The sequence below is a fragment of the Globicatella sanguinis NBRC 15551 genome, from assembly GCF_001552295.1.
Lineage (GTDB): Bacteria > Bacillota > Bacilli > Lactobacillales > Aerococcaceae > Globicatella > Globicatella sanguinis.
Genome location: NZ_BCQX01000017.1, coordinates 1 through 26,559, shown reverse-complemented (window position 1 = coordinate 26,559; position 26,559 = coordinate 1). Strand labels below are relative to the sequence as shown.

At 36.5% G+C, this 26,559-nt stretch carries 24 protein-coding genes; 17 read left to right on the top strand and 7 right to left on the bottom strand.

The features are described from left to right. The first annotated feature begins 415 nt into the window (after window positions 1–415). Genes GSA01S_RS02605 through GSA01S_RS02595 form a run of 3 tightly spaced genes read left to right on the top strand, consistent with a single transcriptional unit; the run spans window position 416 to window position 1,882 of the window. Window positions 416–1,180: an exodeoxyribonuclease III gene (locus tag GSA01S_RS02605; protein WP_066124570.1), complete on the top strand. Its 765-nt coding sequence runs from the start codon at window positions 416–418 to the stop codon at window positions 1,178–1,180. Between the two features lie 2 nt (window positions 1,181–1,182). Further along, window positions 1,183–1,464 carry a hypothetical protein gene (locus GSA01S_RS02600; RefSeq protein WP_066124566.1) on the top strand — a complete coding sequence of 94 codons (282 nt, stop codon included), beginning with the start codon at window positions 1,183–1,185 and terminating at the stop codon, window positions 1,462–1,464. A 10-nt stretch (window positions 1,465–1,474) separates the two neighbouring features. Continuing rightward, the gene (locus GSA01S_RS02595) at window positions 1,475–1,882 is read left to right on the top strand and encodes a (deoxy)nucleoside triphosphate pyrophosphohydrolase (protein ID WP_066124564.1); all 408 of its coding nucleotides are present in this window, start codon (window positions 1,475–1,477) and stop codon (window positions 1,880–1,882) included. 49 nt (window positions 1,883–1,931) lie between these two features. Here GSA01S_RS02595 and GSA01S_RS02590 read toward each other — a convergent pair whose 3' ends face one another. Continuing rightward, window positions 1,932–4,802, bottom strand: a complete 2,871-nt coding sequence (locus tag GSA01S_RS02590) for a DEAD/DEAH box helicase (RefSeq protein ID WP_066124562.1) — start codon at window positions 4,800–4,802, stop codon at window positions 1,932–1,934. A gap of 173 nt (window positions 4,803–4,975) precedes the next feature. Between GSA01S_RS02590 and GSA01S_RS02585 the strand changes: the two genes are divergently transcribed. Both GSA01S_RS02585 and GSA01S_RS02580 read left to right on the top strand, forming a co-directional pair. Further along, window positions 4,976–6,157, top strand: a complete 1,182-nt coding sequence (locus tag GSA01S_RS02585; protein ID WP_066124560.1) for an amidohydrolase — start codon at window positions 4,976–4,978, stop codon at window positions 6,155–6,157. Window positions 6,158–6,170: 13 nt separating this feature from the next. Next, window positions 6,171–7,097, top strand: a complete 927-nt coding sequence (locus GSA01S_RS02580; protein WP_066124558.1) for a 2-keto-3-deoxygluconate permease — start codon at window positions 6,171–6,173, stop codon at window positions 7,095–7,097. 99 nt (window positions 7,098–7,196) lie between these two features. Here GSA01S_RS02580 and GSA01S_RS02575 read toward each other — a convergent pair whose 3' ends face one another. From GSA01S_RS02575 to serC, 3 genes are read right to left on the bottom strand one after another with little or no spacing between them, the layout of a single operon-like run. Beyond that, window positions 7,197–8,360 carry a DUF1015 domain-containing protein gene (locus tag GSA01S_RS02575; protein WP_066124554.1) on the bottom strand — a complete coding sequence of 388 codons (1,164 nt, stop codon included), beginning with the start codon at window positions 8,358–8,360 and terminating at the stop codon, window positions 7,197–7,199. Beyond that, the gene (locus GSA01S_RS02570) at window positions 8,353–9,531 is read right to left on the bottom strand and encodes a 3-phosphoglycerate dehydrogenase family protein (RefSeq protein WP_066124568.1); all 1,179 of its coding nucleotides are present in this window, start codon (window positions 9,529–9,531) and stop codon (window positions 8,353–8,355) included. Before GSA01S_RS02570 ends, GSA01S_RS02575 begins: the two co-directional genes overlap by 8 nt. Window position 9,532: 1 nt before the next feature. Beyond that, window positions 9,533–10,615: a 3-phosphoserine/phosphohydroxythreonine transaminase gene (gene serC, locus GSA01S_RS02565; RefSeq protein ID WP_066124552.1), complete on the bottom strand. Its 1,083-nt coding sequence runs from the start codon at window positions 10,613–10,615 to the stop codon at window positions 9,533–9,535. A 418-nt stretch (window positions 10,616–11,033) separates the two neighbouring features. On the opposite strand from serC, the gene GSA01S_RS02560 reads away from it, so the two are divergent. The 3 genes from GSA01S_RS02560 (at window position 11,034) to GSA01S_RS02550 (ending at window position 13,566) form a co-directional block, all read left to right on the top strand. Continuing rightward, on the top strand, window positions 11,034–11,822 hold the full coding sequence (locus tag GSA01S_RS02560) for an amino acid ABC transporter substrate-binding protein (RefSeq protein ID WP_066124550.1): 789 nt from the start codon (window positions 11,034–11,036) through the stop codon (window positions 11,820–11,822). A 436-nt stretch (window positions 11,823–12,258) separates the two neighbouring features. After that, window positions 12,259–12,888 carry an amino acid ABC transporter permease gene (locus tag GSA01S_RS02555; RefSeq protein WP_066124548.1) on the top strand — a complete coding sequence of 210 codons (630 nt, stop codon included), beginning with the start codon at window positions 12,259–12,261 and terminating at the stop codon, window positions 12,886–12,888. A gap of 3 nt (window positions 12,889–12,891) precedes the next feature. Continuing rightward, a complete protein-coding gene (locus GSA01S_RS02550; protein WP_066124546.1) occupies window positions 12,892–13,566 on the top strand; it encodes an amino acid ABC transporter ATP-binding protein in 675 nt (224 codons plus the stop codon). A gap of 175 nt (window positions 13,567–13,741) precedes the next feature. Here the strand turns inward: GSA01S_RS02550 and GSA01S_RS02545 are convergent, their stop codons facing one another. Next, complete coding sequence (locus GSA01S_RS02545; protein ID WP_066124544.1) at window positions 13,742–14,098, bottom strand: thioesterase family protein; 357 nt, start codon at window positions 14,096–14,098, stop codon at window positions 13,742–13,744. An 85-nt stretch (window positions 14,099–14,183) separates the two neighbouring features. Here GSA01S_RS02545 and GSA01S_RS02540 point away from each other — a divergent pair, with 85 nt between their 5' ends. Continuing rightward, a complete protein-coding gene (locus tag GSA01S_RS02540; protein WP_066124541.1) occupies window positions 14,184–14,987 on the top strand; it encodes an alpha/beta hydrolase in 804 nt (267 codons plus the stop codon). Window positions 14,988–15,863: 876 nt separating this feature from the next. On the opposite strand, the gene pdxS is transcribed toward GSA01S_RS02540, so the two are convergent. Further along, complete coding sequence (gene pdxS, locus GSA01S_RS02535) at window positions 15,864–16,721, bottom strand: pyridoxal 5'-phosphate synthase lyase subunit PdxS (protein ID WP_066124539.1); 858 nt, start codon at window positions 16,719–16,721, stop codon at window positions 15,864–15,866. Between the two features lie 134 nt (window positions 16,722–16,855). On the opposite strand from pdxS, the gene pdxR reads away from it, so the two are divergent. After that, on the top strand, window positions 16,856–18,244 hold the full coding sequence (pdxR, locus tag GSA01S_RS02530; protein WP_066124536.1) for a MocR-like pyridoxine biosynthesis transcription factor PdxR: 1,389 nt from the start codon (window positions 16,856–16,858) through the stop codon (window positions 18,242–18,244). 122 nt (window positions 18,245–18,366) lie between these two features. Here pdxR and GSA01S_RS02525 read toward each other — a convergent pair whose 3' ends face one another. Beyond that, window positions 18,367–18,642 (bottom strand): hypothetical protein, encoded by a 276-nt coding sequence (locus GSA01S_RS02525; protein ID WP_066124534.1) that lies wholly within the window; start codon window positions 18,640–18,642, stop codon window positions 18,367–18,369. Between the two features lie 154 nt (window positions 18,643–18,796). Here GSA01S_RS02525 and folD point away from each other — a divergent pair, with 154 nt between their 5' ends. The 7 genes from folD to recX all read left to right on the top strand — a co-directional run bounded on the left by folD (window position 18,797) and on the right by recX (window position 26,484). Further along, window positions 18,797–19,666: a bifunctional methylenetetrahydrofolate dehydrogenase/methenyltetrahydrofolate cyclohydrolase FolD gene (folD, locus tag GSA01S_RS02520; RefSeq protein WP_101813423.1), complete on the top strand. Its 870-nt coding sequence runs from the start codon at window positions 18,797–18,799 to the stop codon at window positions 19,664–19,666. A gap of 15 nt (window positions 19,667–19,681) precedes the next feature. Continuing rightward, window positions 19,682–21,031, top strand: coding sequence for an exodeoxyribonuclease VII large subunit (gene xseA / locus GSA01S_RS02515; protein WP_066124529.1), 1,350 nt, complete (start codon window positions 19,682–19,684; stop codon window positions 21,029–21,031). Next, window positions 21,032–21,271, top strand: coding sequence for an exodeoxyribonuclease VII small subunit (xseB, locus tag GSA01S_RS02510; protein WP_066124527.1), 240 nt, complete (start codon window positions 21,032–21,034; stop codon window positions 21,269–21,271). It begins immediately after the preceding gene. A 646-nt stretch (window positions 21,272–21,917) separates the two neighbouring features. Next, complete coding sequence (locus tag GSA01S_RS02505) at window positions 21,918–22,805, top strand: polyprenyl synthetase family protein (protein WP_066124525.1); 888 nt, start codon at window positions 21,918–21,920, stop codon at window positions 22,803–22,805. A gap of 1 nt (window position 22,806) precedes the next feature. Continuing rightward, the gene (locus tag GSA01S_RS02500; protein ID WP_066124523.1) at window positions 22,807–23,619 is read left to right on the top strand and encodes a TlyA family RNA methyltransferase; all 813 of its coding nucleotides are present in this window, start codon (window positions 22,807–22,809) and stop codon (window positions 23,617–23,619) included. A 12-nt stretch (window positions 23,620–23,631) separates the two neighbouring features. Further along, window positions 23,632–25,374 carry a DNA repair protein RecN gene (recN, locus tag GSA01S_RS02495; RefSeq protein WP_066124521.1) on the top strand — a complete coding sequence of 581 codons (1,743 nt, stop codon included), beginning with the start codon at window positions 23,632–23,634 and terminating at the stop codon, window positions 25,372–25,374. A 261-nt stretch (window positions 25,375–25,635) separates the two neighbouring features. After that, window positions 25,636–26,484 carry a recombination regulator RecX gene (recX, locus tag GSA01S_RS02490; RefSeq protein ID WP_066124519.1) on the top strand — a complete coding sequence of 283 codons (849 nt, stop codon included), beginning with the start codon at window positions 25,636–25,638 and terminating at the stop codon, window positions 26,482–26,484. Window positions 26,485–26,559 lie beyond the last annotated feature (75 nt).

The following is a 26,559-nucleotide window of genomic DNA, read 5'->3' as shown; positions in this document are numbered from 1 at the left end:
AAGATGATTCAGTGACCTAACTGCTTTTTTAATAAAAAAAGAACCGGAGAAACACCGGTTCTAATAGATAGGGATTGGATAGAAAGTTAAGTGAAAGTACTGTTCTTCAATTAAATTTCTCATCCTGCACAAAATAATCTTCTTTACTTGACTAGGGAGTCTAAAAAATGAATTGTTGTGCAATATATTATTTATTAAGTCTGTGATAGGATAATAAAGTTTTTAAAATATTTAGGAGAGAGAGAAGTTTGCTCCTATCACAAGCTTGTCTTTATTATAGGACGAGTAGTTAAAAGCAACTTAAAATTTTGCGTAGATATGTAAAATATATCTGTAACTAAAACAAAAAGTCAAAAATATTGGCATAAAAAGCCAAAGCGAATTATACTAAAGAGTAAGGAGTGAAGTTATGTCAATCAAATTAGCATCATGGAATGTCAATGGCATTCGTTCAGTATTAAATAAAGGCGCCTTACAAAGTTATCTGGAGGAGTCCAACCCAGATATTATTTGCTTACAAGAGACCAAAGCCCAAGAAGACCAAGTGGATTTTGACTTTAGTGAGTTAGGATATTATGAGTATTGGAATTCAGCTGTGCGCAAAGGATATTCAGGCACCGCTATTTTTACTAAGATAAAACCATTATCGGTGACATATGGTATTGGCATTGAAGATCATGACCAAGAAGGGCGTGTGATAACCTTAGAGTTTGCCGATTATTATTTAGTAACGGTTTATACACCGAATGCGAAACGGGACTTGACTCGGTTAGATTATCGTCAACTTTGGGAAGATGATTTCCTCGCTTATTTAAATACTTTAAATGCGATTAAACCGATTGTATTTTGTGGGGATTTAAATGTTGCTCATCAAGAAATTGACCTAGCAAATCCTAAAACGAATACTAAAAATGCTGGTTTTACGATTGAAGAACGCACTAAATTTTCACAAGTCATCGAAGCTGGATATGTTGATGTGTTTCGTTATCGTAACCCAGAAGTGACCGGTGCTTATACATGGTGGAGTTATATGAATAAAGCACGTCAACGTAATGTTGGATGGAGAATTGATTATTTTGTCGTCTCACCAAACATTATTGATCGTATCCATGATGTCAAAATAAGACCTGAAGTAATGGGCAGTGATCATTGCCCAATCGAATTAGAGATAGGAGAATAATTATGTCAGTTTATAAATTATATTATGATTCAAAAGATGCCGTTTCACAAAAATTCATTGATGAATTAGAAGCACAAGGTGTTGAATATGAAAAAGTAGATGTCAGTGAGTCAGAAGCTAATCGTCAAGAGTTTGAAGCCTTTAAAGCCCGTCGTATGGAATTTGAACCCTTTAAACAATGGGGACAATCTGGACTGCCAGCAGTTTTATTACCCAATAACCGCATTATTTTTGAGTTAATTGACTTAAATGGAACCTCTTGTTCATTAACACCAAGAGATTGAGGGAAGTGTAATGCAGACTGACTTAGAAAAACGTGTCATAAAAGTAGTTGGAGCGGCCATTATTCACGATGGGAAACTTTTAGCAATGCAACGTAGTGAAAAAATGACTCTAGCTGGATTATGGGAGTTCCCCGGAGGCAAAATAGAAAAAGGGGAATCTGAAAAAGAAGCGTTAATTCGTGAAATACAAGAAGAATTAGCACTCGAGATTGAAGTGGAAGAAAATATTACCACAACAGCATATGAATATGATTTTGGGATTGTCAAAATGAGTACTTATCGAGCTAAGATGAAATCCGAGCATTTTGTATTAAAAGAACATGCCCAATATCGTTGGTTATCACCGAACGAAGTCATGACCATAGAGTGGGCACCCGTTGATATTCCTACCGCAAAAATATTAGAAAACAATTATTAGAAAAAACAGTAAGTGACTGAAAATAATTCAGCTTCACTTACTGTTATTTTTATTTATGAATGAGATATCGATAGAGCGCATAGCTCACTTTTTGCTCTAAGTTTAAAGTCATGGTGACCACTGGTTTATTAGTTAGCGGCATTTTAGTTTCTTGAGCAGACCCTTTTTCATATTGCACCGGTCCTAAATAATAGAAGTCTGCGCCTTCAGCATCTTCTTTTTTTACAAATAAGTGCAAAGCGATTTGACGTTGTTGACTTTCAATTATTTTTTGGACTTCGGGTGAACGTAGTGTTCTATCGGGTTTTGTATACCAGTGAAACTTTTGTTCATTGATAAAAGCATCGTGATAAAGTGTCGTTTTGTTAGTGATTTCGTCTTTATGATAGGTGACAAAAATCGGACAAGTTTGATGCTTTACTAAATAGCCATACATGGTAGATGAATCATCGGAGTCCCAATAAAGGAGTCGGCAAACATCAGCTCTAGAGTATTTTTCGCCAATTTTTAATGCACCAGGTAAGTATCGGTCATTTCTCATTAAACCTGTATCAATAATATCTTGAACTTGTTGAAGCACATTCGTATTAGTTAATACTTGGGCTATTCTCTCGGTCAATTGGTAGCCGGTTGGGTGCACTTCAATAATAGGATGGCTATATTTAGCACTTTTATTCGATTTATAAAACTGAAGTGTTAAAATACGTTCGATTGATTTTTGTCTTTTTGAATTCCATTCTATGCCATGTTCAGCTAATAAATCAGCAAACTGTTTGAAAGTTATCTGCTGATGGTCCATTAGACTCTTAATTAATAACAACTCATCTTTTCGTTTTCCATTAGCCAATTCCAAACTTAAAAAACATAAAAATTTATCTTCATCGGCTGTTAATGAGATGCTATCCTTTTTTTCAAATTTATTAATTGCTTCTACAAAATGCTTAAATCGTTCAAAAAAGACAATGGGGTCAATAGAATCATAATAGATAAAATCATTTAGTCTAGGAATGCGTCCTAATTTTTGTTTCATTTCCATATATTTTTCTCTTAGTATACCGAGTTTGGATAAGTTAGTTTTTTGAATTGAATTAAAGACTTGTTCTTTCGCAACTTCCTCAAAATTAATGGTAGTAATCCCACTTACTTGATTACGATTAATCAGTTTACGTTGGTAATTGTCTTTATTCATTGATTGATCACCGAATAAAGCGATTGGGATTAGAAAGTTATTTGAATAGTTCCCAATAAAGTCTATCACCGTGACAAATTCTTTCTCAGGATATTTTCTTAAACCTCGTCCCAATTGTTGCACGAAGATAATACTTGATTGAGTGTTGCGAAGCATTACCACCTGGTTGACGCTCGGAATATCGATCCCTTCATTAAAAATATCCACTGTTAAAATATATTCATAAACGCCCTGTTCTAATTTTTCTACTGCTGCTTGTCGTTCTTCTTGTGTATTTTCACCGGTTAAGGCGATAGTCCGCTTTCCCTTAAGGTTTAATTTATTCGAAAGTTCATGCGCTTCAAATTTATTTGAACAGAAGATTAGCCCTTTTGTCGCGACACCTGCAATAGAGTAGTAATTTATTTTGTCCAAAATATGTTCAACACGTTGGTCACTAATAAGAATATTTGTATTGGTTTTATCATTGATTAACTCACCATCGACATAAATATCTTTAACACCATAATACATAAAAGGACACAACATATTTTCAGCTAAAGCTTCTTGAAGTCTTATTTCATAAGCAATATTATAATCAAATAATTCATAAATATTAAATTCATCCGTTCTTTCAGGTGTGGCTGTCATGCCCAGTAAAAAATCAGGTTCAAAGTGATTTATTATTTTTTGATAGGTTGGAGCACCAGCTTTATGAACTTCATCAATTAATATATAGTCAAAGGTATTGCTAGCAAAACGATAAAGATTTTCATCTCTTGATAGCGTTTGGATAGTAGCAAAAACAAAGCGATGAGAACCTAATGTATCACCAGAGCGATAGATAGTGGCTTCATTATCCTCAAAAGCTAAAACTTTTTGATAATCTTTTAAAGCTTTTTGCAATATTTGTTCGCGATGAACGACAAATAAAAAGCGGTCTGGTTGAAATTGCTTGACATCAAAAGCGGATAAATATGTTTTTCCGGTTCCGGTCGCGCTAATCACTAAAGCGCGTTTTGCACCACCCATTCGTACTTTTCGCAAACCTTGAAGGGCAGCATTTTGCATGTCATTAGGAGAGATATCTGTTTTAAACGGCGCTAATTCTTCTTCGATAAGATCGGGTCGCTTAGTTGTGAAAACTTGGTTTCTAAATTGACTATATTGTTCAATTACCGATTCATTTAATTCTACAGAATCATCCCATAGTTGGTTGAACTCCTGTTGTGTTTGATAGAGTAAGTCGCCATTTTCAGAAGAAGTTAATTTGATATTCCATTCATAATTGATTTTCATAGCTGTATGCGTAAGATTACTACTTCCGACAATCGCCACTTGTTCTAAACCATGATTAAAAATATAACATTTTGCATGCATATTTTTGCTTTCTTTGGTTATTCGCACCTGTACATTTTTAAGTTTAAGTAATTCACGCATCGCATTGGGGTCATTAAAACCTAAATAAGGAGAGATTAATAATTTCCCTTTAATATTTTTATCAGCTAAATCTGCGAGTTGTGATTTTAACATTGCTATCCCAGCTTTGGAAATAAAAGCGACTGAAAAAGCAAAAGATAAGCATTTGTCTAATTCTTCTTGAATGTCTGTTAAGACATATTGACCAATCTCAGATTTGTTGAGAATTAATTTTGGTGAATAGATTCCAGAAGTAAATTGATTTGCGTCAATAAATCCATAATGGATTGAAGAACTCAGTTCTTGAGTAAATAAATTTTGATCATTCGTCATACAAGCACCATCCCAATTCACATAGATATAAATTCATTATACAATTTATTACACTTACTTGCAGCAAATAAAACGTTGCATCAATAACAGTTTTCCGCCAAGGGGTCTTACAACAATCGCTTAAAATATTGTGATAAAATAAGAATAAAGAAATAATATGAAGGCGGTGCATTATGTTAAAAGATAAATTATTTACATTATTAGAAGAAAAAGAAGCACAGATGATTCAAGACCGTCGTTGGTTACATGAACATCCAGAATTATCTTTTGAAGAGAAAGAAACTAGCGAGTATATTGCGAAGTTCTATGAAGGGAAAGATTGTCAAGTTGAGCGTAGTATTGGTGGTTATGGGATTAAGGTAACGATTGACTCAGGTAAACCGGGCAAGACATTAGCGTTAAGAGCGGATTTTGACGCTTTGCCGATTGAAGAAGCGACTGGTTTACCATTTGCTTCCAAAAATCCTGGGGTGATGCATGCTTGCGGTCATGATGCCCATACTGCTTATATGTTAAGTTTGGCAGATGCATTAATTGAAATGAAATCGGAACTGACTGGAAAAATTATTATTATTCATCAACCCGCAGAAGAAATGCCGCCTGGTGGCGCTATTCAAATGATTAAAGATGGTATTTTAGAAGGTGTGGATAATGTATTAGGTTGTCATGTGATGAGTAAAATGCAGTTTGGTAATATTTATTATCATGAAGGGCCAACTCAACAAGCACGCGCTAAATTTATTATTAAAGTTCAAGGAACAGGTGGCCATGGTTCCTCACCACATGAAGCGAATGATGCGATTTTAATTGCTAGTCAATTAGTCGTGACATTACAATCGATTGTTTCTCGTCGTATTAATCCTTTCGATGCGGCATCCATATCAATTGGTTCTTTTGATGGGAAAGGTCAATTTAATATTATTAAAGATTCAGTGACGCTTGAAGGCGATGTGCGCTGTATGTCTGATGAGAATCGTCAACTTATTGAACAAGAAATCCAACGCTTATGTGATGGACTAGCGAAAGTGTATCATTGTGATATTGAGCTTGATTATCAAAATGATTATCCAGTCTTGATGAATAATCCGCAGTTGACTCAACAAGTTGTAGCAGCGATTCAAAATGCTGAGATTCAAGAGGTCAATGAAATCTTAGATGGTGGTCAACAAAACCCATCAGAAGACTTTGCTTATTATTCAATCGAGCGACCAAGTTGTTTCTTTTATATTGGAGCGAGTCCTAAAGGCGAGGCTTACCCACATCATCATCCTAAATTTGATATCGAAGAAGGTTCGATGTTAATTGCAGCCAAAGCAATGGGAGCCGCTGCTTTAAATTATTTTGGTTTAGAATAGTAAGAGGTACCATATGTTAAAGTTAATGAAGAAATTTCCTGGCGGCACTTTGTTGATTCCAATGCTGATTTCATCCATAATTGGGACTTTCTTTCCTAAATTATTTTTAATCGGGGGACCAACTGAAGCGTTATTCTCAGGTCAAGGTTTAAACTTTATTTTAGGTAGCATTGTGATGTTATCAGGCTGTAGTTTGAATTTATCCTCCATTGTCCAAGTGTTTAAACGATACGGCATTATTTTAAGTGCGAGGCTTCTGTTTAATACAATCGCCGGTGTTTTGTTTGTTAAATTATTTGGTCTTGATGGTGTCCTAGGTTTAAGTGCGATTGCCTTTATTGTGGCCATTACGTCGATGAATCCATCACTTTTCTTAGCTTTGTCTCAAGATTATGGTGATGAAGTCGATCAAAATGCCTTTGGACTTTTAGCTGCTGTCTCAACGCCAATTGTTCCGATGTTTATTTATGGTTTAATCAGTCCAACTCCATTAGATTATATGTCGTTGGTTTCGATTGTCATACCTTTGATTATCGGCATCGTCATTGGTAATTTAGATAAAGAGTTAGGGGCTTTCTTAACGAGTGGCATGGGCTTGATTATTATTTTATTAGGGTGGTCTGTTGGTGCTAAAATCAATTTGCTGGATGCCACTAAAGCTGGACTGCCAGGTATCTTGATGGTAGTTTTATATTATCTGTTAGCGGTATTGCCAGTGATGGTAGTTGAAAGAACCGTATTGAAGCGCAAAGGAATTTCGAGTATCGCCATTTCAACAATGGCGGGATTATCAGCGAGTGTGCCTTTGATGATGATTGAAAATAATCCTGAATTGATTCCTTATAGTGGGGAAGCGGCAGCTGTGGTGACATTAGGCGTGATTGGGACGGCTATTATTTCACCGATGTTAATTAATTGGTTAGATAAGCGAACAACCTAAATTAATAAGGACATCCCAATTTTTCTTAGAATAAAAAACAAAGACACCGTCTGAATCATTGTCAGGCGGTGTCCTTTTTACGTCTTGTTGAGGAAACCTTTAACCTCTAAAGTAAAAGAGGCCACTATATAATTTAGGTTCAAACCAAGTACTTTTTGGGGGCATAATACCGGATTCGTCAGCGACAGTAAACAGTTCTTGAATAGCAGTGGGGTGCATTGCAAAGGCAAGCGGGTATTGTTCTAACTCTTGCAATGCACGATTCCCACCGACAAAATCAATCCGTTCATCAGTCCTAATATCTTGAATGTTAAGAATAGGCTCTAAAATTTGTTGGCTCAATAAAGTAGCGTCTAAAGCTTGTGGGTCATGTGTTTTTAATCTTAGTTGATACCATTGTTGATTTAACCATAAACCAACCGTACCTTTTTCAGTCGGTTGGAACGGCGCCTCAACAGCTTCTATATCAAATTCTTGGTTCAACTTTTCAACGAGTGCTTCTGGATTGTAAGGTGATAGATCACTAATGACACGGTGATAAGGCAGAATTGCCATTTCTTCCTCAGGGAAAATGACGCTCATGACTTTGCCATTGCCGACTGTTGCACTGGCTCTCACGGCAGCGGCTGTTCGATGATGTCCGTCGGCGATATAGATGGCAGGCATCTCAGCAAAATATTGGCTAATTGCCTCTTCAAATTCATGTGGAACGATGGTGATGGATTGATAGACGTCTTCTTCACTTTTAAACTCGATGATTGGCTGGGTGGTTTTTTGAATTTCTTCCACGACGGCTTTCAATCCGGGATGGCGTTTATGAACTAAAAAGATGGGACCGGTTTGGGCGCCTAGTTTTTCGATATGGCGTACGCGATCGTCTTCTTTTTCTTTACGTGTTAACTCGTGTTTTTTGATTAAATGATGTTGATAATCTTCAGCCGTGAAGCCTGCGATGATACCGGTTTGTTCGTGCGTATTGGTTTTTAATTGGTATAAATAATATTGTGCAGGTTGCAGTGGATAATACGTCAATTCACGTTGTTGTAATTCATCATGAGCTTTTTGATACACTTTCGCATCATAAGGCGAAGTCCCTTCAGCAAAGAAGGTTTCCGGTCGATCAATACCGATAAAGGCTAAAGGATGCTGTTGGACATAGGCACGTGCTTCTTGTTCATTAAAGACATCATAGGGTAGGGAAGCTAATTGCTGAGCAAATTCAGGTTGTGCTAAATGTAAACTTAAGGGTGAAATATTAACCATGTGCTCCTCCTTTGATAATACGAATGCGACAAATACCATCGCCATTGGCTAAGTCTTCTTTAAAATGTTCAATCGAATTGCCATCGATATCCATTATCGAATAGGCATAGCCATCTTTACTTTGATTCATAAAATTCACAATATTAATGTCACGATTGCCTAGCCAGGTCGTTAAACGACCAATCATATTGGGCTTATTTTCATGGAGAATACATAAACGCGTATAAGCGCCAATGGGACCAATTGAGCAATTAGGAAAATTTACTGAATTAATGATATTACCATGTTCAACATACTGTCTTAATTGGCTAACGGCCATTTTCGCACAATTATCTTCCGATTCGGTCGTCGTAGCCCCGATATGTGGCGTAATGATGGTGTTAGGTAAACTAGCAGAAGTTGGATTAGGAAAATCAGTGACGTATTTCGCAATATGCCCTGATTCTAAAGCAGGACGTAAGGCTTCTTCATCAATTAAGGTATCGCGGGCGTAATTTAATAAGACGACACCCTTTTTAAATAATTGTACCACTCTTGCATCAATCATTTTTTCTGTGGCATCGACTAAAGGTAGATGCAAGGTAATATAGTCCGATTGAATATAAATATCTTCAATATTCGAAATGTGTTCAACTTCGTGTGAAAGATTCCAAGCGGATTTTACTGAAAGAAAGGGATCGTAGCCTAAGACTCTCATCCCTAATGCTAAGGCAGCATTTGCTACTAAAACCCCGATAGAACCTAAACCGATGACGCCAAGTGTTTTGCCGGCTAGTTCATTGCCATTAAAAGCTTTTTTGGCTTGTTCAGCAAGTTTGGCGATGTCGGCTTCATCTTTTGAGGCTTTTACCCAATCAACACTTGACAATACATTACGAGAGGCGATGATCATGCCTCCGAGTACTAATTCTTTCACACTATTCGCATTCGCTCCGGGCGTATTAAAGACGACAATCCCTTTTTTAGTACATTCATCTAAAGGGATATTATTGACCCCAGCACCGGCTCTCGCAATGGCCACTAATTTTTCAGGAAAGTCTAAATCATGAATATTAGCACTACGAATCAGTGCAACTTTTGCTTCACTTAATTTATTGGTTTCTTGATATTCTTCTTCGAATAAGTTTAGACCTTTTTGTCCAATGGGATTAAATAAATAATAATCAAACATATTATCGGTTCTCTCTTTCAAATTTTTCCATAAAATCAACTAATGCTTGAACACCTGAAAAAGGCATCGCATTATAAATACTAGCGCGCATTCCACCCACTAAACGGTGACCGGCTAGGTTTACTAAATGATGATCGCTCGCTTCTTTAATAAATTTTTTATCCAGCTGTGGATCACCAGTCACAAACGGAACATTCATTAATGAACGATCGTTCTTATTAACCGGATTACTAAATAATGCACTCTGGTCAATATAATCATATAGTAATTGTGCCTTTTTAATATTTTTCTGTTGAATTGCGCTTAAACCACCTTGATCTAACAACCATTTAAAAACGAGTCCACAAATATAAATCGTATAAGTGGGTGGCGTATTATACATTGAATCATTGTCAATATAAGTATCGAACCGGTTCATGGTCGGTACATTGTCACTGATTTCAATTGGAATGATATCTTTATTAATAATGGATAATCCAACGCCAGCAGGTCCAATATTCTTTTGTACGCCACCGTATATCATGCCGTATTGAGTGACATCAATCGGTTCTGATAAATAACAAGAAGACATATCAGCAATTAAAGGAATGCCTTTAGTGTTAGGGAATTGTTTATATTTAGTACCGAAAATAGTATTGTTTTCACAAATGTGGACATAATCAGCTGTTTCATTGAATTGAATTTTTGAAACGTCTGGTATGTAAGTGAAATTTTTATCTTCAGAACTAGCCACGATATTGATATAACCAAATTTTCTCGCTTCTTGTGCAGCTTTCTTTGAAAAATTGCCAGTTACGATATAGTCGGCTGATTTTTTGGGCATTAAATTTTGAGCAATCATGCCAAACAATGCACTGGCTCCTCCAGGTGTAAAAATAATTTCATAATTATCTGGAATATTGACTAATTTTTTTAAGTTAGTTTTCGTTTCTTGAAAAATATCATTATAAACGGAAGAGCGATGACTCATCTCCATTACCGATTGGCCACTGCCTCGATAATCCAATAATTCTTGGGACGCTTGTTGCAATACCTCTTCAGGTAACATCGCTGGTCCAGCAGAAAAGTTAAATGTTTTTCTCATCCTGACGACTCCTTTATAATGTTTTGTATAATCATAACGTAAACTAGCAGTTAATTCAATGGAAATTATTATTTAAATGAGAAATTGATTAAAATAGTTGACAAAATAGAATGTTTAATTTATTATAAACTCATATTAATTAATAAAAACATTTTTGGACGAAGAGATTCGGGATATTTTCAAGAGAGTTTGCGGTTGGTGCGAGCAAATAGATGAACGAATGAAGACACAGCCAGTAATAAAATGTATGGTCGCAACATTATAGCGCGAGAAGTATTCTCATTGAGGTAATAAGTGTGAGCTTATTATAAATAAAGGTGGAACCACGTTAAGACGTCCTTTACCCATATTCGGGTAGAGGGCGAATTTTTTTAGGATAGTCGGCTGTCGCAATCAATTTAAAAAAGGAGCATATATTATGAAAAAGATCAAAAAAATGTTAGTGGCAGTTTTAGGTTTAATGGTTGCATCTCCCGTTGTAATGGCGGCAGAACCCATGATTAATAAAGAAGATAAAGTAGTTGTCGGTTTTGATGATACCTTTGCGCCCTTTGGTTTTAAAGATGAAAAAGGCAATATCGTTGGTTTTGATGTTGATTTAGCAAGCGCCGTTTTTGACAAAATGGATGTGGAATTTGAATTTCAACCGATTGACTGGAGTACCAAAGAAACCGAATTGAATACCGGCAATATCGATATGATTTGGAATGGCTATACAATTACTGATGAACGTGAAAAAGTAGTCGCATTCTCTGATGCTTATATGGATAATCGTCAAGTCATTATTGTTAAAGCGGATAATGATATTGAATCGAAAGCTGATTTAGCTGATAAAGTGGTCGCAACTCAAGCAGAATCTTCCGCCTTAGAAGCAATTTTAGCAGATGAAGCCTTTACCAAAACCATCGATGGCGCAACACCGATTACCTATGCGACCTTTGTAGAAGTTTTCGCTGATTTAGACAATGGCCGAGCAGATGCGATCGTCGTTGACGAAACACTGGCTACTTATTATTTAAGCCAAAAAGACAATGCCGATAGCTACCGTATTTTAGAAGATAATTTCGATGAAGAAGAATACGCCGTTGGTTTTAGAAAATCGGATAGTGAATTTGTAGAAGAATTTAATGCCGCTTTAAAAGCAGTAACCGAAGAGGGAACATTTGATGAAATTAAAGCTAAATGGTTTGCAGAGATTAAAGAATAATCAGGTTCATTGAACAAAGAATCATTATCCAAAACGGTATCACTATAATCACGAACTTTAACATTACGATTAGCTTAGTAAAAGTGGCAAGATAGGTTTGATAATGACAGGTTGATAAAACTAGTATTATTTCGGTGTTTTGTTGGTGCCGAATGAATGATTTCTAGTAAGTTTAGCTGAACTGCAACGTTCAATGATAGTCAATGAGAAGCGCAGGGGAAGAAGAATTTTCCCGCGGTTAGCTGGACTGCAATGTTCAGTGATAATCAATGAGAAGTGCGGGGGAAGAAGAATTTTCACGCGGTTAGCTGGACTGCAACGTTCAATGATAGTCAATGAGAAGCGTAGGGGAAGAAGAATTTTCCTACGGTTAGCTGGACTACAGCGTTTAATGGTGGTTAATAGTAGATAAAATTTAAGACTAGGAGCAATTAAGATGGGGATAGAATGGTTAGAGCCACTAGGACGAGGCTTTAGTGTGACGTTACAATTTTTCGTGATTACTTTGGTATTAAGTTTACCTTTAGGATTATTATTAGCGGTTTTGAATCGTTATTTACCCAAGTGGTTACAAGCACTCATGCAAGTCTATATTTATGTTTTTAGAGGGACACCTTTATTACTGCAAATGATGTTTGTCTTTTTTGGACTTCCCTTAATAGGTGTGGTATTGGATCGTTTTGAATCAGCCGTTTTAACACTAGTCTTAAATTATACTGCTTATTTTATTGAAATTTTTCGTGGAGGCATTCAAACAGTGCCTATTGGTCAATTTGAGTCGATTAAAGTTCTTTCGATTTCGCCACTAGCTGGCTGGCGTAAAATCATTTTACCGCAAGTATGGCGCATCGTGATGCCATCAATTGGAAATGAGGTTATCACTTTAATTAAAGATACTTCTTTAATTTATGTTTTAGGTTTAGAAGAATTATTGAAAGTCGGCAAAGCTTTGTCCAATCAACAAGCATCCTTATTACCATATGTTTATGTGGGGCTTATCTATTTAATCTTTACCGGCGTGACGACTGTTGTTTTAAAAACAATCGAAAAGAAAATGGGGGTGTAAGCCATGACATTAATTGTAAAAAATTTAAGTAAAAGTTTTGGCACCCAATTGATTTGTCAAAATTTTAATTTAATGATGCAACCAGGAGACCTCACTTTATTAGTAGGAGAGTCAGGTAGTGGAAAAACGACGATTTTACGTATGTTAAATGCTTTGGAAACAGCGGATCAGGGCACGATAGAGTTAGCAGGTTATGATTTAATTTCTGAAAATGGTGAACCTAGTAAAGCCGAACAAAAAAATTATCAACGAGCGATTGGCTTATTATTTCAAGATTACCAATTGTTTCCACAAATGACCGTCTTAGAAAACTTATTATTTGCACCCAAATTGAACAAGTTAGCACCCCAAAAAGAGTTAACAGCAGCAGCGATTAACTGGCTAGAGCGTTTTGGTTTAGCGGATAAGTGCGATGTTTATCCCTCAACTTTATCGGGAGGACAAAAACAACGAGTGGCGATTATTCGCGCGATGATGATGCGCCCCCAATTATTATGTTTTGATGAACCAACTTCGGCTTTAGATCCAGCAAATACTTTAGAATTTTCGAAACTAATTGAAGAACTGCGACGAGAAGGTGTTATGGTGTTAATCGTGACTCATGATATGACACTCGTAGAGTTAGTGAAAGAAAACACACAAATTATTACTAATAAGGAATTCATCCAATCGAATTAAGGGAGTGGGCAAGCAGTAGAAAATTAAATAATTTTTGCTTTGTTTGCCCACCTAAGTTATTTAATTTTTTATTGGAAGAGCCTTATAACCATGTGAATATCATGATTTAGCTTATGACCATTTTAACGTGATTGATTATCCATTTATCATTACTTATATAGGCTAAGGGACTAACTTATAGCCGCTCCATAAATTTTGTTTCATCTACAATGACACGTGTATGCGTTGCACGAGCAATTTGCTTCTTTGAATCAAAAGCTTCCAATTCAAATTCAAAGCGACGATTCATTTGTTTGACAGTTGTAATCTTGATTCTAACCTCATCACCAATCAGGGTAGGGGCTAGGTGGTCAACGTTAATTTGTGAACCAACAGTGGTTATGCCTTCAGATAATAATTGTTGACAATATAAATAACTGGTATTTTCTAAATAGGCTACTAACATGGGGGTGCTTAAAACATTCATGCCACCTGACCCCATATTATGAGCAGAATGTTCCTCGTGTACTGAATAATGTCTTTCAAGTGTCATTTTTATTCTCTCCAATCTAATCAATTTGTATGCAGTTTCATTATAATCATTGTATACTAAAAATAATAGAAAAGGGAAGTGGATCATGAATTTACAAGAACATTATTTATATCAAGCTTATTATCAAGAAAACAGACGCATACGTGTCTGGTTACCAGAAGCATATCAAGCGAGTGTCACCGAACGTTTCGGAGTCCTGTATTTACATGATGGGCAAAATGTTTTTATTGACGAGGAATCATACGTTGGTCATTCTTGGCGAGTGATTGAAGCGTACACCGCTCATCATCATCGCCCTCCAATGATCATTGTCGGAATTGATAATCATCCTGAAAAAAGACTGGATGAATATTCGCCTTGGCAGCTTGATCCAACACATCACAGTCAAATGACAACAGCAGGAGGCGACGGTAGCCATTATGGCGAATGGGTTGTGAAGGTGGTGAAGCCTTTTATTGACCAAAAATATCGCACTTTAGTAGAGGTAGAACATACCTGGTTAGCGGGCAGTTCAATGGGTGGTTTGATTACTGCTTATCTGGCAGCTGAATATCCAACTGTCTTTGGAAAAATAGGTGTTTTTTCTTTAGCTTCATGGTTTAATGAAGGAGCATTTTTAGAGTTTATCAAGGGACACCCCTTAGCCAAAAATACGAAAGTCTATCTTCAAGTAGGAACAGAGGAGACCGATGGTTTAGCTGACCCTGAATTAGAACAAAGGCGGAATCAACAATATGTAGATTGTTCTTTAAATTACTATGCAACTTTATTGGCTCAAGGTGTACCGATTGCAAATACTTGGTTACGGATTATGATTGGAGAAAAACATCATGAACAATATTGGGCCCAACATTTTGGTGAATTTATCGATTTTATGTCTGCCAATTAGTTAAATTTTATTTTTGTATATGGAGGCTTCCTTTCATTGGCGGAAAAATCTTTCCCCACCACAATTTTTAAGTCCATACAATAAAACTTCAAAAGCTGTTTGATAATGAGTCATTTAATAGGTGAAGGTTATAGCCACCCATAGCGTGGTAAATTTAATTATTGAGCCACTAGACTTAACGAAGCAAGTGACACTCTTAAGAAAGCAAGTAACGAATCAACTAGCATGCGATTTTATTTCGGATGCTTTTTTTGATTTATGATGATGATTGCTTGTGAAATCAATTTAAAAACCCACTTCATCTGAGAGTTTTGCTAAGATTATTTTCATTCACAAGCTCGTGTCTCATTTTGAGACATATTTTGCTTAATGATTAAGAATATATGAAGTTTAGCGGATTATTTTTCTAAATTTTATGAAAATGAAAATAACACTCAAAAAGGGCCGTTTTCGTGTCTCATTTTGAGACACCGTGAAAATTTATGAAAACAAAAAATTGGATAATTTGCCTCTATTTTGATGTTATAGTGCGTTTGGAATGCTTACATTGTTCAATTACTTTTCAGATGAAAATATCTGAACGCATTTTGAAAATGAAACATTGTGAAATGAGCGATCATTAGTTTTTCCTTCTTTAGGTTATAAGCTATTTTGCCCATAAATCTTATCGTTATTAATCCATTTCTCTATCAGACTTTTAGTAGAAATCCTATATCTATTCGCTAGTGCTATATAACTTCATATTCCTTCAAAATATTCTTCCATAACATGTAGTTTAAATTTGTAACCATAAAATGCCCCCCATAAAGTTAGTTTTTAACGCAAACTTTCGGGGGGCACATCACCACTGACTTTTAAAACACTTGTTTTTAATGATTAACGGTTAGACATGATGACTTTAATTTCGTCTTCGTTAATACCTACCATCGCTTCGCCTAAATCAGTTGAGACTTCGACTAATTTGGCAGCATCTTTATAATTGGCTACTGCTTCAACTATGGCTTTGGCACGTTTTTCTGGATTACCTGATTTGAAAATACCTGAACCAACGAAAACTCCTTCAGCACCTAATTGCATCATTAAAGCCGCATCCGCAGGTGTTGCTACCCCGCCAGCTGAAAAGTTCAATACAGGTAATTTACCCGTATCATGGACTTGCTTTAATAAATCATAAGAGACGCCTAATTCCTTAGCTTGGTTAAAGAGCTCATCATCTTGTAACGACACCACATAACGGATTTGTTCATGGATTTTTCTTAAGTGACTAACCGCTTGGCTGACATCCCCTGTTCCGGCTTCACCTTTAGTACGAATCATTTTAGCCCCTTCTTGAATACGGCGTAAAGCTTCACCTAAATCTCTAGCTCCACAAACGAAAGGTGTCTGAAATTGTTGTTTATTAATATGATAAACATGATCAGCTACTGATAAGACTTCTGACTCATCAATATAGTCAATTTGTAAACTTTCTAAAATTTGAGCTTCGACAAAGTGACCAATTCTTACTTTCGCCATGACTGGTATCGAAACTGCTGCTTGAATTTCTTTTATCATTCGAGGGTCACTCATCCGACTAATACCACCAGCAGCTCGAATGTCTGCAGGTACTCTTTCTAAAGCCATGACCGCTACGGCACCTGCTGCTTCGGCAATTTTTGCTTGTTCCACATTTACCACGTCCATGATGACGCCACCCGCTAATTGTTTATGTACTTCTTCAATTGATTGTTTCATCTTGATTGCTCCTTTATAAGTAATGTCTCCACTTTAACACCTTTTTGAATCTTTCTTAAGATTCAAAAATGGATATTTTTATGGGTCCAAATAGTTTTTTGTTGTATAATGGATGAGACGAAAGGAGGAAAAGCATGATTACGGTGAACTTTAACGAAGACCAACACCTGTACTTACAAATAGTCGATGAAGTTATCCGGCAAATTGCCCAAGGACATTTAAAAAGTGGTGACCAACTTCCTTCACGGCGAGCTTTGGCAGAGCATTTAAAAGTCAGTCTTAATACGGTCATTAACGCTTATGACCAACTGACAGATGAAGGTTATATCGTGCCGAAGGAAAGATCTGGTTATTATGTGGATTTACTAGAAATTGATATGTTGCCCTCTGAGGAAATTGAGACAACGCCACTAAAACACGAGGACTCTATCATAAGTAAAGCGCGCCAATATACTTATGATTTTCACTTTGCCAACCGTGATATGGCTACTTTAAATCCTAAACAATTATTACAGTATGCACCCGAAGCGCTAGCAAAAAGCGTGGCTAATTGTAATTTAAAAGATGACTTGGGTGCATTCTCTTTACGTTTGGCTATTGCTGATTATTTACGTAAATACCGAGGAGTGATGACTTCACCTGATAATATCATCATTACAGGGGGGCATACGGCTAGCTTACAGGCTCTATTTGCCTTATTAGAAGATGGGATTTATGCCTTAGAAGATCCTGGTTATTATAAAAATTTAGATCTCTTTACAGATTATCAGCAAAAGACTATTCGAATTCCGATTGATAAATATGGTTTCTCGGTTAAAGATTTGGAGACTACCTCCGCTAACATCGTGATTACTACTCCCAATCATCAGTTTCCCACTGGCATTATCATGGGGATGCGTCGACGTCAGCGTTTATTAAAATGGGCCTATCAGGCAGAAAACCGTTATATTATTGAAAATGACTACTATAATGAGTTCCGCCTTAAGGGGCGTCCTGTTCCTGCTTTGACCAGTCTGGACGACCAAGGGCGAGTCATATTATTAGGGGCTTTTCGTCAAAGTATGGGGTCAATTTTTAAGCTGTCATATTTAGTTTTACCCAATCAGTTAATGAAAAAATTCCATCAAGCTAAATTAAAAACCAATGATATTTCTAGCTTTGAGCAATATTTAATGACTGATTTTCTCAATTCTGCTTATTTTCCTAAATATATTAATAGCCTGCGAACTAATTACCGTCGTAAGGAAAAAGCGGTGCTAGCAGCGCTTCACCAAACCCAATTACCCCTCACCATTAAGGAAGCAGGGGCTGGACTTTTCTTTATTATTAACTTTGAGGGTGAGATTCCACCGACTGACGTGATTCAAGCTAGGCTAGCTGAAAATAAGATTCGCTTACAACCGGTCAACCACTACGCTAAATTAAAGAATCGGTTCGAAAAAAGTTATATTTTAGGTTATGGTGGGCTAGAGCTTGATGAAATTGATCAAGCTATTCAAGCTTTAGTTACTATATTTAAATAAAGCAAAAGATAAATAAGTTACAATAAGATTACCCAATTTGTTGCACGTAACTTTCCTCAGTTACCAAAACAATAGAGGTAATCTTATTGTAATTTTATAGGCGATGAAATAATGAGTGTTATTTAATCGTTCGGCCATTCAATCGTATAATAACCTTCTTCTTCACATAGTGTTAAAGGCATATTGGTGCGATAAAGTGAACCGTTTTTATCTTGTTCTAAATACATCACAAAATCTTTAGGATAAATTGAGAGTAATTTCGAATAGAGATTATCTTGGTCAATAATGATGGTTTTGATTTCTTGATCGGTTTGGAACCAATCGGTTTTCAAATGGAAAAAAGCACCCGGTGAGATAAATGTTTCATATTTAAGGATTGAAATGATTGACTGCTTCATAAAAAAACTTCCTTTCACTATTAGTATGTATATTATATCACAAACTAAGCAGTAGATTAAGCGCTTCATTAAAAGTGACAACATTGAAAAATGAAATATTACCCTATATCGTGTATAATATGACTTAATGATTATAAAAAAAGAGGTGCTTTATTTGACCATATTACTAAGCGGAACTAAACGTTCAAAAGAATTGTTAACTATCTTCCAAGAAAAAACGCAGAAATTAAAAGATCATCATCAAGTGACGCCAAAATTGGTAGTAATAACGGTAGGTGAAGACCCAGCTAGCCAAGTTTATGTCGGCCAAAAGGAAAAGAAAGCTCATCAAATCGGCTTTGATTTTGAATGGGTAAAATTCCCTGAGACGGTACCAGAAACCGAATTAATCGCTAAAATAGATGAATTAAATGCCGACTCAAAAGTGAATGGGATGATTGTTCAATTACCTTTACCTCAACATTTAGATGAACGTAAGATGATTGAGCGCATTAGCCCAGACAAAGATGTCGATGGTTTCCATCCCTATAATTTAGGAAAATTAATCGCCAATCAAGCGACAGTAATTCCGTGCACGCCTAAAGGAATTTTGAATTTATTAAAAGCCCAAGATATTACTTTGTCAGGAAAAAATGTTGTGATCATTGGGCGCAGCTTAATCGTTGGTTTACCATTACAAATGCTTCTAACACATGAGAATGCAACTGTTACTGTCTGTCATACTAAAACGAGAGATTTAAAAGCTCATACTAAACAAGCGGATATTATCGTCGTGGCGGCCGGTAAACCGGGACTCTTAACGAAGGAACATATTCAATCAGGAGCAGTTGTCATTGACGTCGGGATTAATCGTTTACCTGATGGCCGTTTAGCCGGTGATGTTGCATTTGAAGAAGTTGAAGGCATGGTCAGTGCCATTACGCCCGTTCCGGGTGGTGTGGGACCGATGACGGTTGCGATGTTAATGGAACAAACATTGGAGTGTGCTTGTCGTCAACATGATATTGATTATCAAACGCTTTAGAAAGTAGGTGTTCTTTTGAACGAAAAATATTTAACGGTCAAAGCCCTCACTCAATATTTAAAACGAAAGTTTGATGTTGATCCTCACTTACAAAGAGTTTTTGTTGTGGGAGAAGTATCGAATTTCAGGATGCGACCGAATGCCCATCAATATTTTAGTTTAAAGGACGATGGTGCTGTAATTAATGCGGTCATGTTCAAACATGCCTTTAATAAACTTCCGTTCAAACTAGAAGAAGGAATGAAAGTCCTTGCGGTCGGGCGAGTCGGTTTATATGAAAAAAGTGGCCAATATCAAATCACCATTGAAAATTTGCAGCCTGATGGGGTAGGAGCACTTTACCAAGCTCTAGAACAGCTGAAAGAGAAATTTAGAAAAGAAGGTTTATTTGATGTTTTAAATCGACCGATTGAAAAATTTCCTAAAAAAATTGCGGTAATTACGAGTCCAAGCGGAGCGGTCATTCGCGATATTTTAACAACGATCAAACGGCGCTATCCGATTGTTCAAGTAACGGTCTTTCCAACCAGGGTACAAGGACAAGAAGCAGCCGGTGAAATTGCGGCAGCCTTTGATAAAGTCAAAAACTTAGCCAGTGAGTTTGATACGGTGATTCTCGCGCGTGGTGGAGGCTCAATTGAAGATTTATGGCCGTTTAACGAAGAAGTTGTAGCAAAAGCCATATTAGACTGTCCGATACCGGTCATTTCATCTATCGGTCATGAAACAGATACGACGATTGCTGATTTAGTAGCTGATTTAAGAGCACCAACTCCAACAGCAGCTGCGGAAATGTCAGTGCCCGTTATGACTGATATATTAGCCTATTTAAATGGTCAATCCGAACGATTAATCTATGCCATTAATGCCCAATTTAAGCAAAAGCAAAAACGCTTATCAAATGTCCAGCAATCTTATATTTTGACCCAGCCAGAACGGTTATATCAAGCTTACACTCAACAGCTGGATAATTTAATAACGGCTTTATGGCAACATCAACAAAAATATTTGCAAAAGCAACGACATCAAGTAGAGTTAACGAGTCAAAAATTAGGATCGGCTTCGCCAGCCAATCGCATCAATCAGCAAAGTCAATTGGTAGAGCGGATGACTGAACGCATGGCTTATTCGATGCAACTCTTATTAAATAAAAAAGAACATCAGTTTAAGCAGGGAGTCGTCCAACTCGAAGCCTATAGTCCCTTAAATATTCTAGCTAGAGGCTATTCGGTTGTGTCTAAAGATGGAAATGTCGTTAAATCAGTCGCGAGTCTTGAGCAGCAAGATGATGTTGAAATACGACTATTGGATGGCAAGATTAATGCAACTGTCAATTCTATTGAACAAATTAAAGGAGATAAATAAATGGCAACTAAAAAAACAGCAAAGCAACCAGAAAATTTTGAAGCCGCATTAACACAATTAGAACAAATTGTGCAACAATTAGAACGTGGTGAATTACCCTTAGAAGAAGCTTTGGCATCTTTTAAAGAAGGAATTGAATTGAGTCAATATTGTCAAAAAACTTTGACTGAAGCAGAACAAACCGTCGCTAAAATGATGACACCCCAAGGTGAAGTGAATTTAGACGCAGAAGAAATATAATTTCCCTTAAGCTAGGCAAAAAGCACATCGTTTTTTTGCTTGGCTATTTTTTATAAAGAAATAACCTAAGACCGGGGAAAGATTAATTGTAAATAGGATTAGTTTCCTTATACATTGGAGAAGTGATCAAGACGAAGCGAAAATGATTCATATTTCTACTTCTAGTGAAAGCCCAACTGTGCGCGGGGAGGGCCAACGAAGCAAAGTAATTCGTTTTTTTACTTCTTGCCCACTCCCTTACTTTATTGATGTCGTTCATATTATGCGAACTTATTCTAAAGAACCTCATTAAATAACAAGGCATGATTTATTAGTAGTGATTTTCGATAATCCTTGCTGATAATTATGGTATCAAATAATGGACTTATAAAGTTTTTAAGTTATCAATTTCAATCAATCAATAATTTACTATAATAGTGAAGCAAATCATTTTTAAATCTTTCGAGTTTGTATACTGATTGTGTGAGAACACTTAGGGATTATGTTATAATATCACTAACTTTGACAGATATTGACAGTCAAATTTAGCAAGATAACCGAAAGTATCATGTTTGTAAGTTTGTAAAAGATAACAATCGATTTTTAACAAGGAGGATTTTAGCTTTATTAACGTACCTAATGTATAAGGCTAAAGATAAAGAATACAATGGAAATATTAAAATTAAAGACCATTACAGAGTTTTTTGAAAAAGGATTAGAACAGCATATACGTTATAAAACGACACCAATTGAGTTAATGGAACCAATGACCTATTCATTATTAAATGGCGGTAAAAGAGTACGTCCCGTCATGTTATTATGGGTCTTAGCAATTCAATCAATGGATGCAGTAAAGGCAGGTCTCAACACCGCTAATGCTTTAGAAGCCATTCATACTTATTCGCTCATCCATGATGATTTACCAGCGATGGATAATGATGATTACCGCCGTGGTATGTTAACTAATCACAAAAAATTTGATGAAGCGACCGCTATTTTAGCTGGGGACGCCTTATTAACTGATGCATTTGGCATGATTGCTGATGATGACCAATTGATGCCTGAGCAAAAAGTAAAATTAATCAGTCTATTAAGTCAAGCGGCTGGTTCAGTTGGTATGGTGGCGGGACAAGTGTTTGATATTCAGGCAGAAAATAAAACGATTACTCATGAACAATTAGCGAATATTCATTATTTAAAAACAGGCAAACTCTTTTTATTTGCAATACAAGCGGCAGCCATTATTGCAAATCTATCCACTTCAGAACGTCAATTATTGGAAGTTTTTGCTACTCATTTTGGACGAGCTTTCCAAATTCACAACGATATTATGGATGAAATTGGCACGCCAACTGAAACGGGAAAAAAAACCCAAGCTGATAGTGAATTACATAAAGCTACTTATCCGGCTTTACTGACTTTAGAGGGAGCAAAAGAGGCTTTGAATGCTGATTTAGAAGAGGCTCGTTCAGCATTGAAAGAGCTAACTGGGACTACTGGAAAACCATACGACAGTCTTGAGGTTTTCTTACAATTTGTGACATTGGAGCAATAAAATGAAAAAAGAAAGAATAGATAAACTAGTTGTCCAAGCCGGTCTAACCGAGTCTAGAGAGCAAGCGCGTCGTTTAATTATGGCGGGACAAATTTACGACCAAAATAATCAACGCTACGACAAGCCCGGTGAAAAAATACCGGTAGACTCAGAACTTCATATTAAAGGGAAAATAATGCCTTATGTTAGTCGTGGCGGCTTAAAATTAGAAAAAGCAATTAAGACTTTTGACATCGATATGGCCGGTCACCGTCTATTAGATATTGGTGCTTCTACTGGTGGCTTCACTGATGCTGCGTTACAATTCGGCGCTGAAATGAGTTATGCTCTTGATGTTGGCTACAATCAACTCGCTTATTCATTGAGAGTCGATCCACGAGTGGAAGTCATGGAACGTCAAAACTTTCGTTATTCGACACCAGCCGACTTTACTAGGGGAGAGCCTACCATCGCGAGTATTGATGTGTCATTTATTTCCTTAAGACTCATTTTGCCACCGCTGATTGATATTCTAGCGCAAGATGGTTATGTATTAACATTAATTAAACCTCAGTTTGAAGCTGGACGTGAGAGAGTTGGAAAAAATGGTATTGTTAAAGATCAGCAAACACATATTGATGTGGTCACAGAAGTATTACAATTTGCTAGTTCAATTGGATATACAGTTGAAGATTTAACTTTTTCACCGATTACCGGTGGTGAAGGAAATATTGAGTTTTTAGCTAAATTAAAAAATGCCAAACAATTAAATAATCAAAGTTGGCAACAGATTAAGATTGAAGAAGTAGTCAAACAAGCACATGAAACATTTTAATTGAGGTGTACTATGCTACAAAGTTTAACCATTGAGTCTTTTGCGATAATTGATCAAGTAACGATTGATTTTTCACAAGGAATGACCGTTCTATCGGGAGAAACAGGTGCCGGAAAATCCATTATTATTGACGCTTTAGGCATCTTATGTGGTGGACGTGGATCAAATGAATTCATTCGACAAGATAGTGAAAAGTTGGTGGTCGAAGGGTTATTCTCTTTTAATGAGCAACCAACTGCGCTTATTCAATTATTAGAAGAGCTATCAATTGATACGGAACATTTACTTGAAGATGGATTAATTATTCGCCGTGAAATTAACAGTCAAGGTAAAAATTTAATACGGGTGAATGGACAATTATTAAATGTCACTGCCCTAAAAAGAATCGGTAGTCATTTAGTCGATATCCACGGTCAAAATGAACACCAAGCCTTATTAGATAATACGCAACATTTAAGTTTAGTCGATCAATTAGGCGATCAACAATTTATTCAATTAAAAGAAAAATACCAAACCGCGTACGAACAGTATGCTGCGATTCGTCGCCAATGGTTTAAGAGTCAAAAAAATGAACAAGAGCAAATGCAACGCTTGAGTTTTTTAGAGTTCCAAGTGAATGAGATTGAGGCAGCGCATTTAGTCAAAGAAGAATATGAACAATTAGAGGCCATTAGTGCCAAATTGCAAAATGCGACAAAGATAACCCACGCGATGGAATCGATTAATTATTTAATGTCAGATAGTGACAGTAGTATTTTGGGAAATTTAAGTGAAGTGATTGATGAATTGAATCAAATTAAAGATTTTGATGATCAATATCCAGCGATTTTAGACCAAGTCAAATCCATTCGAATTGATTTACAAGAAATCGCGCATCAAGTAGCGATGAGTAATGACGGTTTTGATACGGGGGATCAATCGATTGATGAGGTCGAAGCCCGTTTAAATGAGTTAGGCCAATTGAAACGTAAGTATGGCATGGAAATTGACGAGATTTTGGATTATTATGATCAAATTTCTGAAGAAATTTACCAAGTTCGAAATCGCGAAGCTTACTTAAAAGATTTAGCTTTAAAATTTAACACAGCTTATCAAGAGGCCTTAACACTAGCACAACAATTAACTGCCGAACGTCAAAAATTGGCCAAAGGGTTAGTTACGGCGATTGAACATGAACTAGCAGATTTATATATGCCTCATAGTCGCTTTGAAGTAAGATTTAATACTTTAGCAACCGAACAAATTGAATTAGATGAGCTAGGAACGGTAGAGTGGATTAATTTATCACTTGAAGGGCAAGACGAGGCAGAGTTTTATGCGATGACCAACGTCGGTGAAGCAAGCAAACCTCTCGTTAAAGTAGCCAGTGGTGGCGAACTCTCACGTTTTATGCTAGCTTTAAAAGCTGTTTTTAGTCGCCAATTAAGTGAACATACGATGGTTTTTGATGAGATTGATACCGGTGTATCGGGGCGGGTAGCACAAGCGATTGCTGAAAAAATTGCCCAAATTGCCTTTCATAATCAAGTGCTTTGTATTACCCACTTGGCACAGGTAGCGGCCATTGCCCATGAACAATTATATATTCAAAAACAAGTCGCCAATAATCGGACCTCAACGGTCGTCAATACATTAACGACTAATGAGCGCCGCGAAATCTTAGCACAAATGATGTCCGGAAAAACCATTACGGATTCATCATTACAAATGGCGGATGATTTATTAACGGAAATGGCTCGCTTTAAAAATAACTAAGTAAATATTGATAAATTCAGTCAAGTAAGTGCTTGTTAAAGACAAGCGTAGTGTTGAGTATTGTCAGGTAAAAATAAAAAAATCATTTGGGTTCCATCTATTTATTTTAGTGCGTTGTGTTGAGGGAGACTGGGCAAAACTCGCTAATTTCTGCTTCTTGCCCCTAACTCACATCTCAGTTGGATGATCAGTTTAATCGGTCATTTTTAAATCAAGATTAATTAAATTTTACTAGAAAAACAATTAAAGGAGGTGGCTTCAATGAAAATCACGAAAATTGAAAAGCAAAAGAAAAATAGCGAACGCTATTCACTTTATGTGGATGATGAATTTTGGATGGGAGTCAATGAAGCCGTCCTAGTTAAATTTGCTTTGTTTAAAGCACAAACAGTCACAGCTAAAGATTTAAATGAAATTGCCGAAGCAGAATATCAACATTCGATTTATAATCAAGCGATAAAATATTTAGCCCATGGCTTAAAGACGGTAAAAGAAACGCGTGACTATTTAACGAAATATTTAGCCGATCGCCATAAGGAACAAGAGGAGCAACCGCATCCTAATGAAGCATTATATATTGAACAAGCGATTGAGAAATTGACGGAACAAAAATACTTAAATGACTTGTTTTATAGTCAATCTTATGTGCGCACGCATGCTAATTTAAATCAAAAGGGACCAGAATTATTAAGGCGTGAATTGCAACAAAAAGGAGTCGCGCTGCATTTAATTGAGGAGGCGATGCTAGAATATCATGCTGAGTTAGAAGTGGAAAATGCTCAAGCACTCGCTGACAAATATGCGCGGATTAAAAAGCAGTATCCACCCAAAAAACTGATTGAAAAAACGCGACAAATGTTGCATAACAAAGGCTATGATTATGATCTGATTCAACAAGTGATTCATGAAGTGGATTTATCAGCTAGCTCAGAACGACAAGATGATTTATTAGCCAAAGAGGCTGAAAAGCAATTACGTAAATGGCGCCGCAAACATTCAGGGTTTCAATTAAAGCAAAAAATGACTGAAAGTATGATGCGTAAGGGCTTTGATTATGACTTAATTAAAGCGTGGATGGCTGAAAATGAAGAAGCATTTATTGAAGAATAAAGTCAAGTGAGTGTTAATAAGGAGTAGATATAGGATGGGCATAAACTTAATAAATTTAGTTAAGATTATTGTTTG

What these genes read in the sequence shown, in the direction of transcription:
- GSA01S_RS02600 (WP_066124566.1), top strand. Translation starts at nt 1,183, where the DNA reads ATGTCAGTTTATAAATTATATTATGATTCAAAAGATGCCGTTTCACAA.
- GSA01S_RS02595 (WP_066124564.1), top strand. Translation starts at nt 1,475, where the DNA reads ATGCAGACTGACTTAGAAAAACGTGTCATAAAAGTAGTTGGAGCGGCC.
- GSA01S_RS02590 (WP_066124562.1), bottom strand. Translation starts at nt 4,802, where the DNA reads ATGACGAATGATCAAAATTTATTTACTCAAGAACTGAGTTCTTCAATC.
- GSA01S_RS02585 (WP_066124560.1), top strand. Translation starts at nt 4,976, where the DNA reads ATGTTAAAAGATAAATTATTTACATTATTAGAAGAAAAAGAAGCACAG.
- GSA01S_RS02580 (WP_066124558.1), top strand. Translation starts at nt 6,171, where the DNA reads ATGTTAAAGTTAATGAAGAAATTTCCTGGCGGCACTTTGTTGATTCCA.
- GSA01S_RS02575 (WP_066124554.1), bottom strand. Translation starts at nt 8,360, where the DNA reads ATGGTTAATATTTCACCCTTAAGTTTACATTTAGCACAACCTGAATTT.
- GSA01S_RS02570 (WP_066124568.1), bottom strand. Translation starts at nt 9,531, where the DNA reads ATGTTTGATTATTATTTATTTAATCCCATTGGACAAAAAGGTCTAAAC.
- serC (WP_066124552.1), bottom strand. Translation starts at nt 10,615, where the DNA reads ATGAGAAAAACATTTAACTTTTCTGCTGGACCAGCGATGTTACCTGAA.
- GSA01S_RS02560 (WP_066124550.1), top strand. Translation starts at nt 11,034, where the DNA reads ATGAAAAAGATCAAAAAAATGTTAGTGGCAGTTTTAGGTTTAATGGTT.
- GSA01S_RS02555 (WP_066124548.1), top strand. Translation starts at nt 12,259, where the DNA reads ATGGGGATAGAATGGTTAGAGCCACTAGGACGAGGCTTTAGTGTGACG.
- GSA01S_RS02550 (WP_066124546.1), top strand. Translation starts at nt 12,892, where the DNA reads ATGACATTAATTGTAAAAAATTTAAGTAAAAGTTTTGGCACCCAATTG.
- GSA01S_RS02545 (WP_066124544.1), bottom strand. Translation starts at nt 14,098, where the DNA reads ATGACACTTGAAAGACATTATTCAGTACACGAGGAACATTCTGCTCAT.
- GSA01S_RS02540 (WP_066124541.1), top strand. Translation starts at nt 14,184, where the DNA reads ATGAATTTACAAGAACATTATTTATATCAAGCTTATTATCAAGAAAAC.
- pdxS (WP_066124539.1), bottom strand. Translation starts at nt 16,721, where the DNA reads ATGAAACAATCAATTGAAGAAGTACATAAACAATTAGCGGGTGGCGTC.
- pdxR (WP_066124536.1), top strand. Translation starts at nt 16,856, where the DNA reads ATGATTACGGTGAACTTTAACGAAGACCAACACCTGTACTTACAAATA.
- GSA01S_RS02525 (WP_066124534.1), bottom strand. Translation starts at nt 18,642, where the DNA reads ATGAAGCAGTCAATCATTTCAATCCTTAAATATGAAACATTTATCTCA.
- xseB (WP_066124527.1), top strand. Translation starts at nt 21,032, where the DNA reads ATGGCAACTAAAAAAACAGCAAAGCAACCAGAAAATTTTGAAGCCGCA.
- GSA01S_RS02505 (WP_066124525.1), top strand. Translation starts at nt 21,918, where the DNA reads ATGGAAATATTAAAATTAAAGACCATTACAGAGTTTTTTGAAAAAGGA.
- GSA01S_RS02500 (WP_066124523.1), top strand. Translation starts at nt 22,807, where the DNA reads ATGAAAAAAGAAAGAATAGATAAACTAGTTGTCCAAGCCGGTCTAACC.
- recN (WP_066124521.1), top strand. Translation starts at nt 23,632, where the DNA reads ATGCTACAAAGTTTAACCATTGAGTCTTTTGCGATAATTGATCAAGTA.
- recX (WP_066124519.1), top strand. Translation starts at nt 25,636, where the DNA reads ATGAAAATCACGAAAATTGAAAAGCAAAAGAAAAATAGCGAACGCTAT.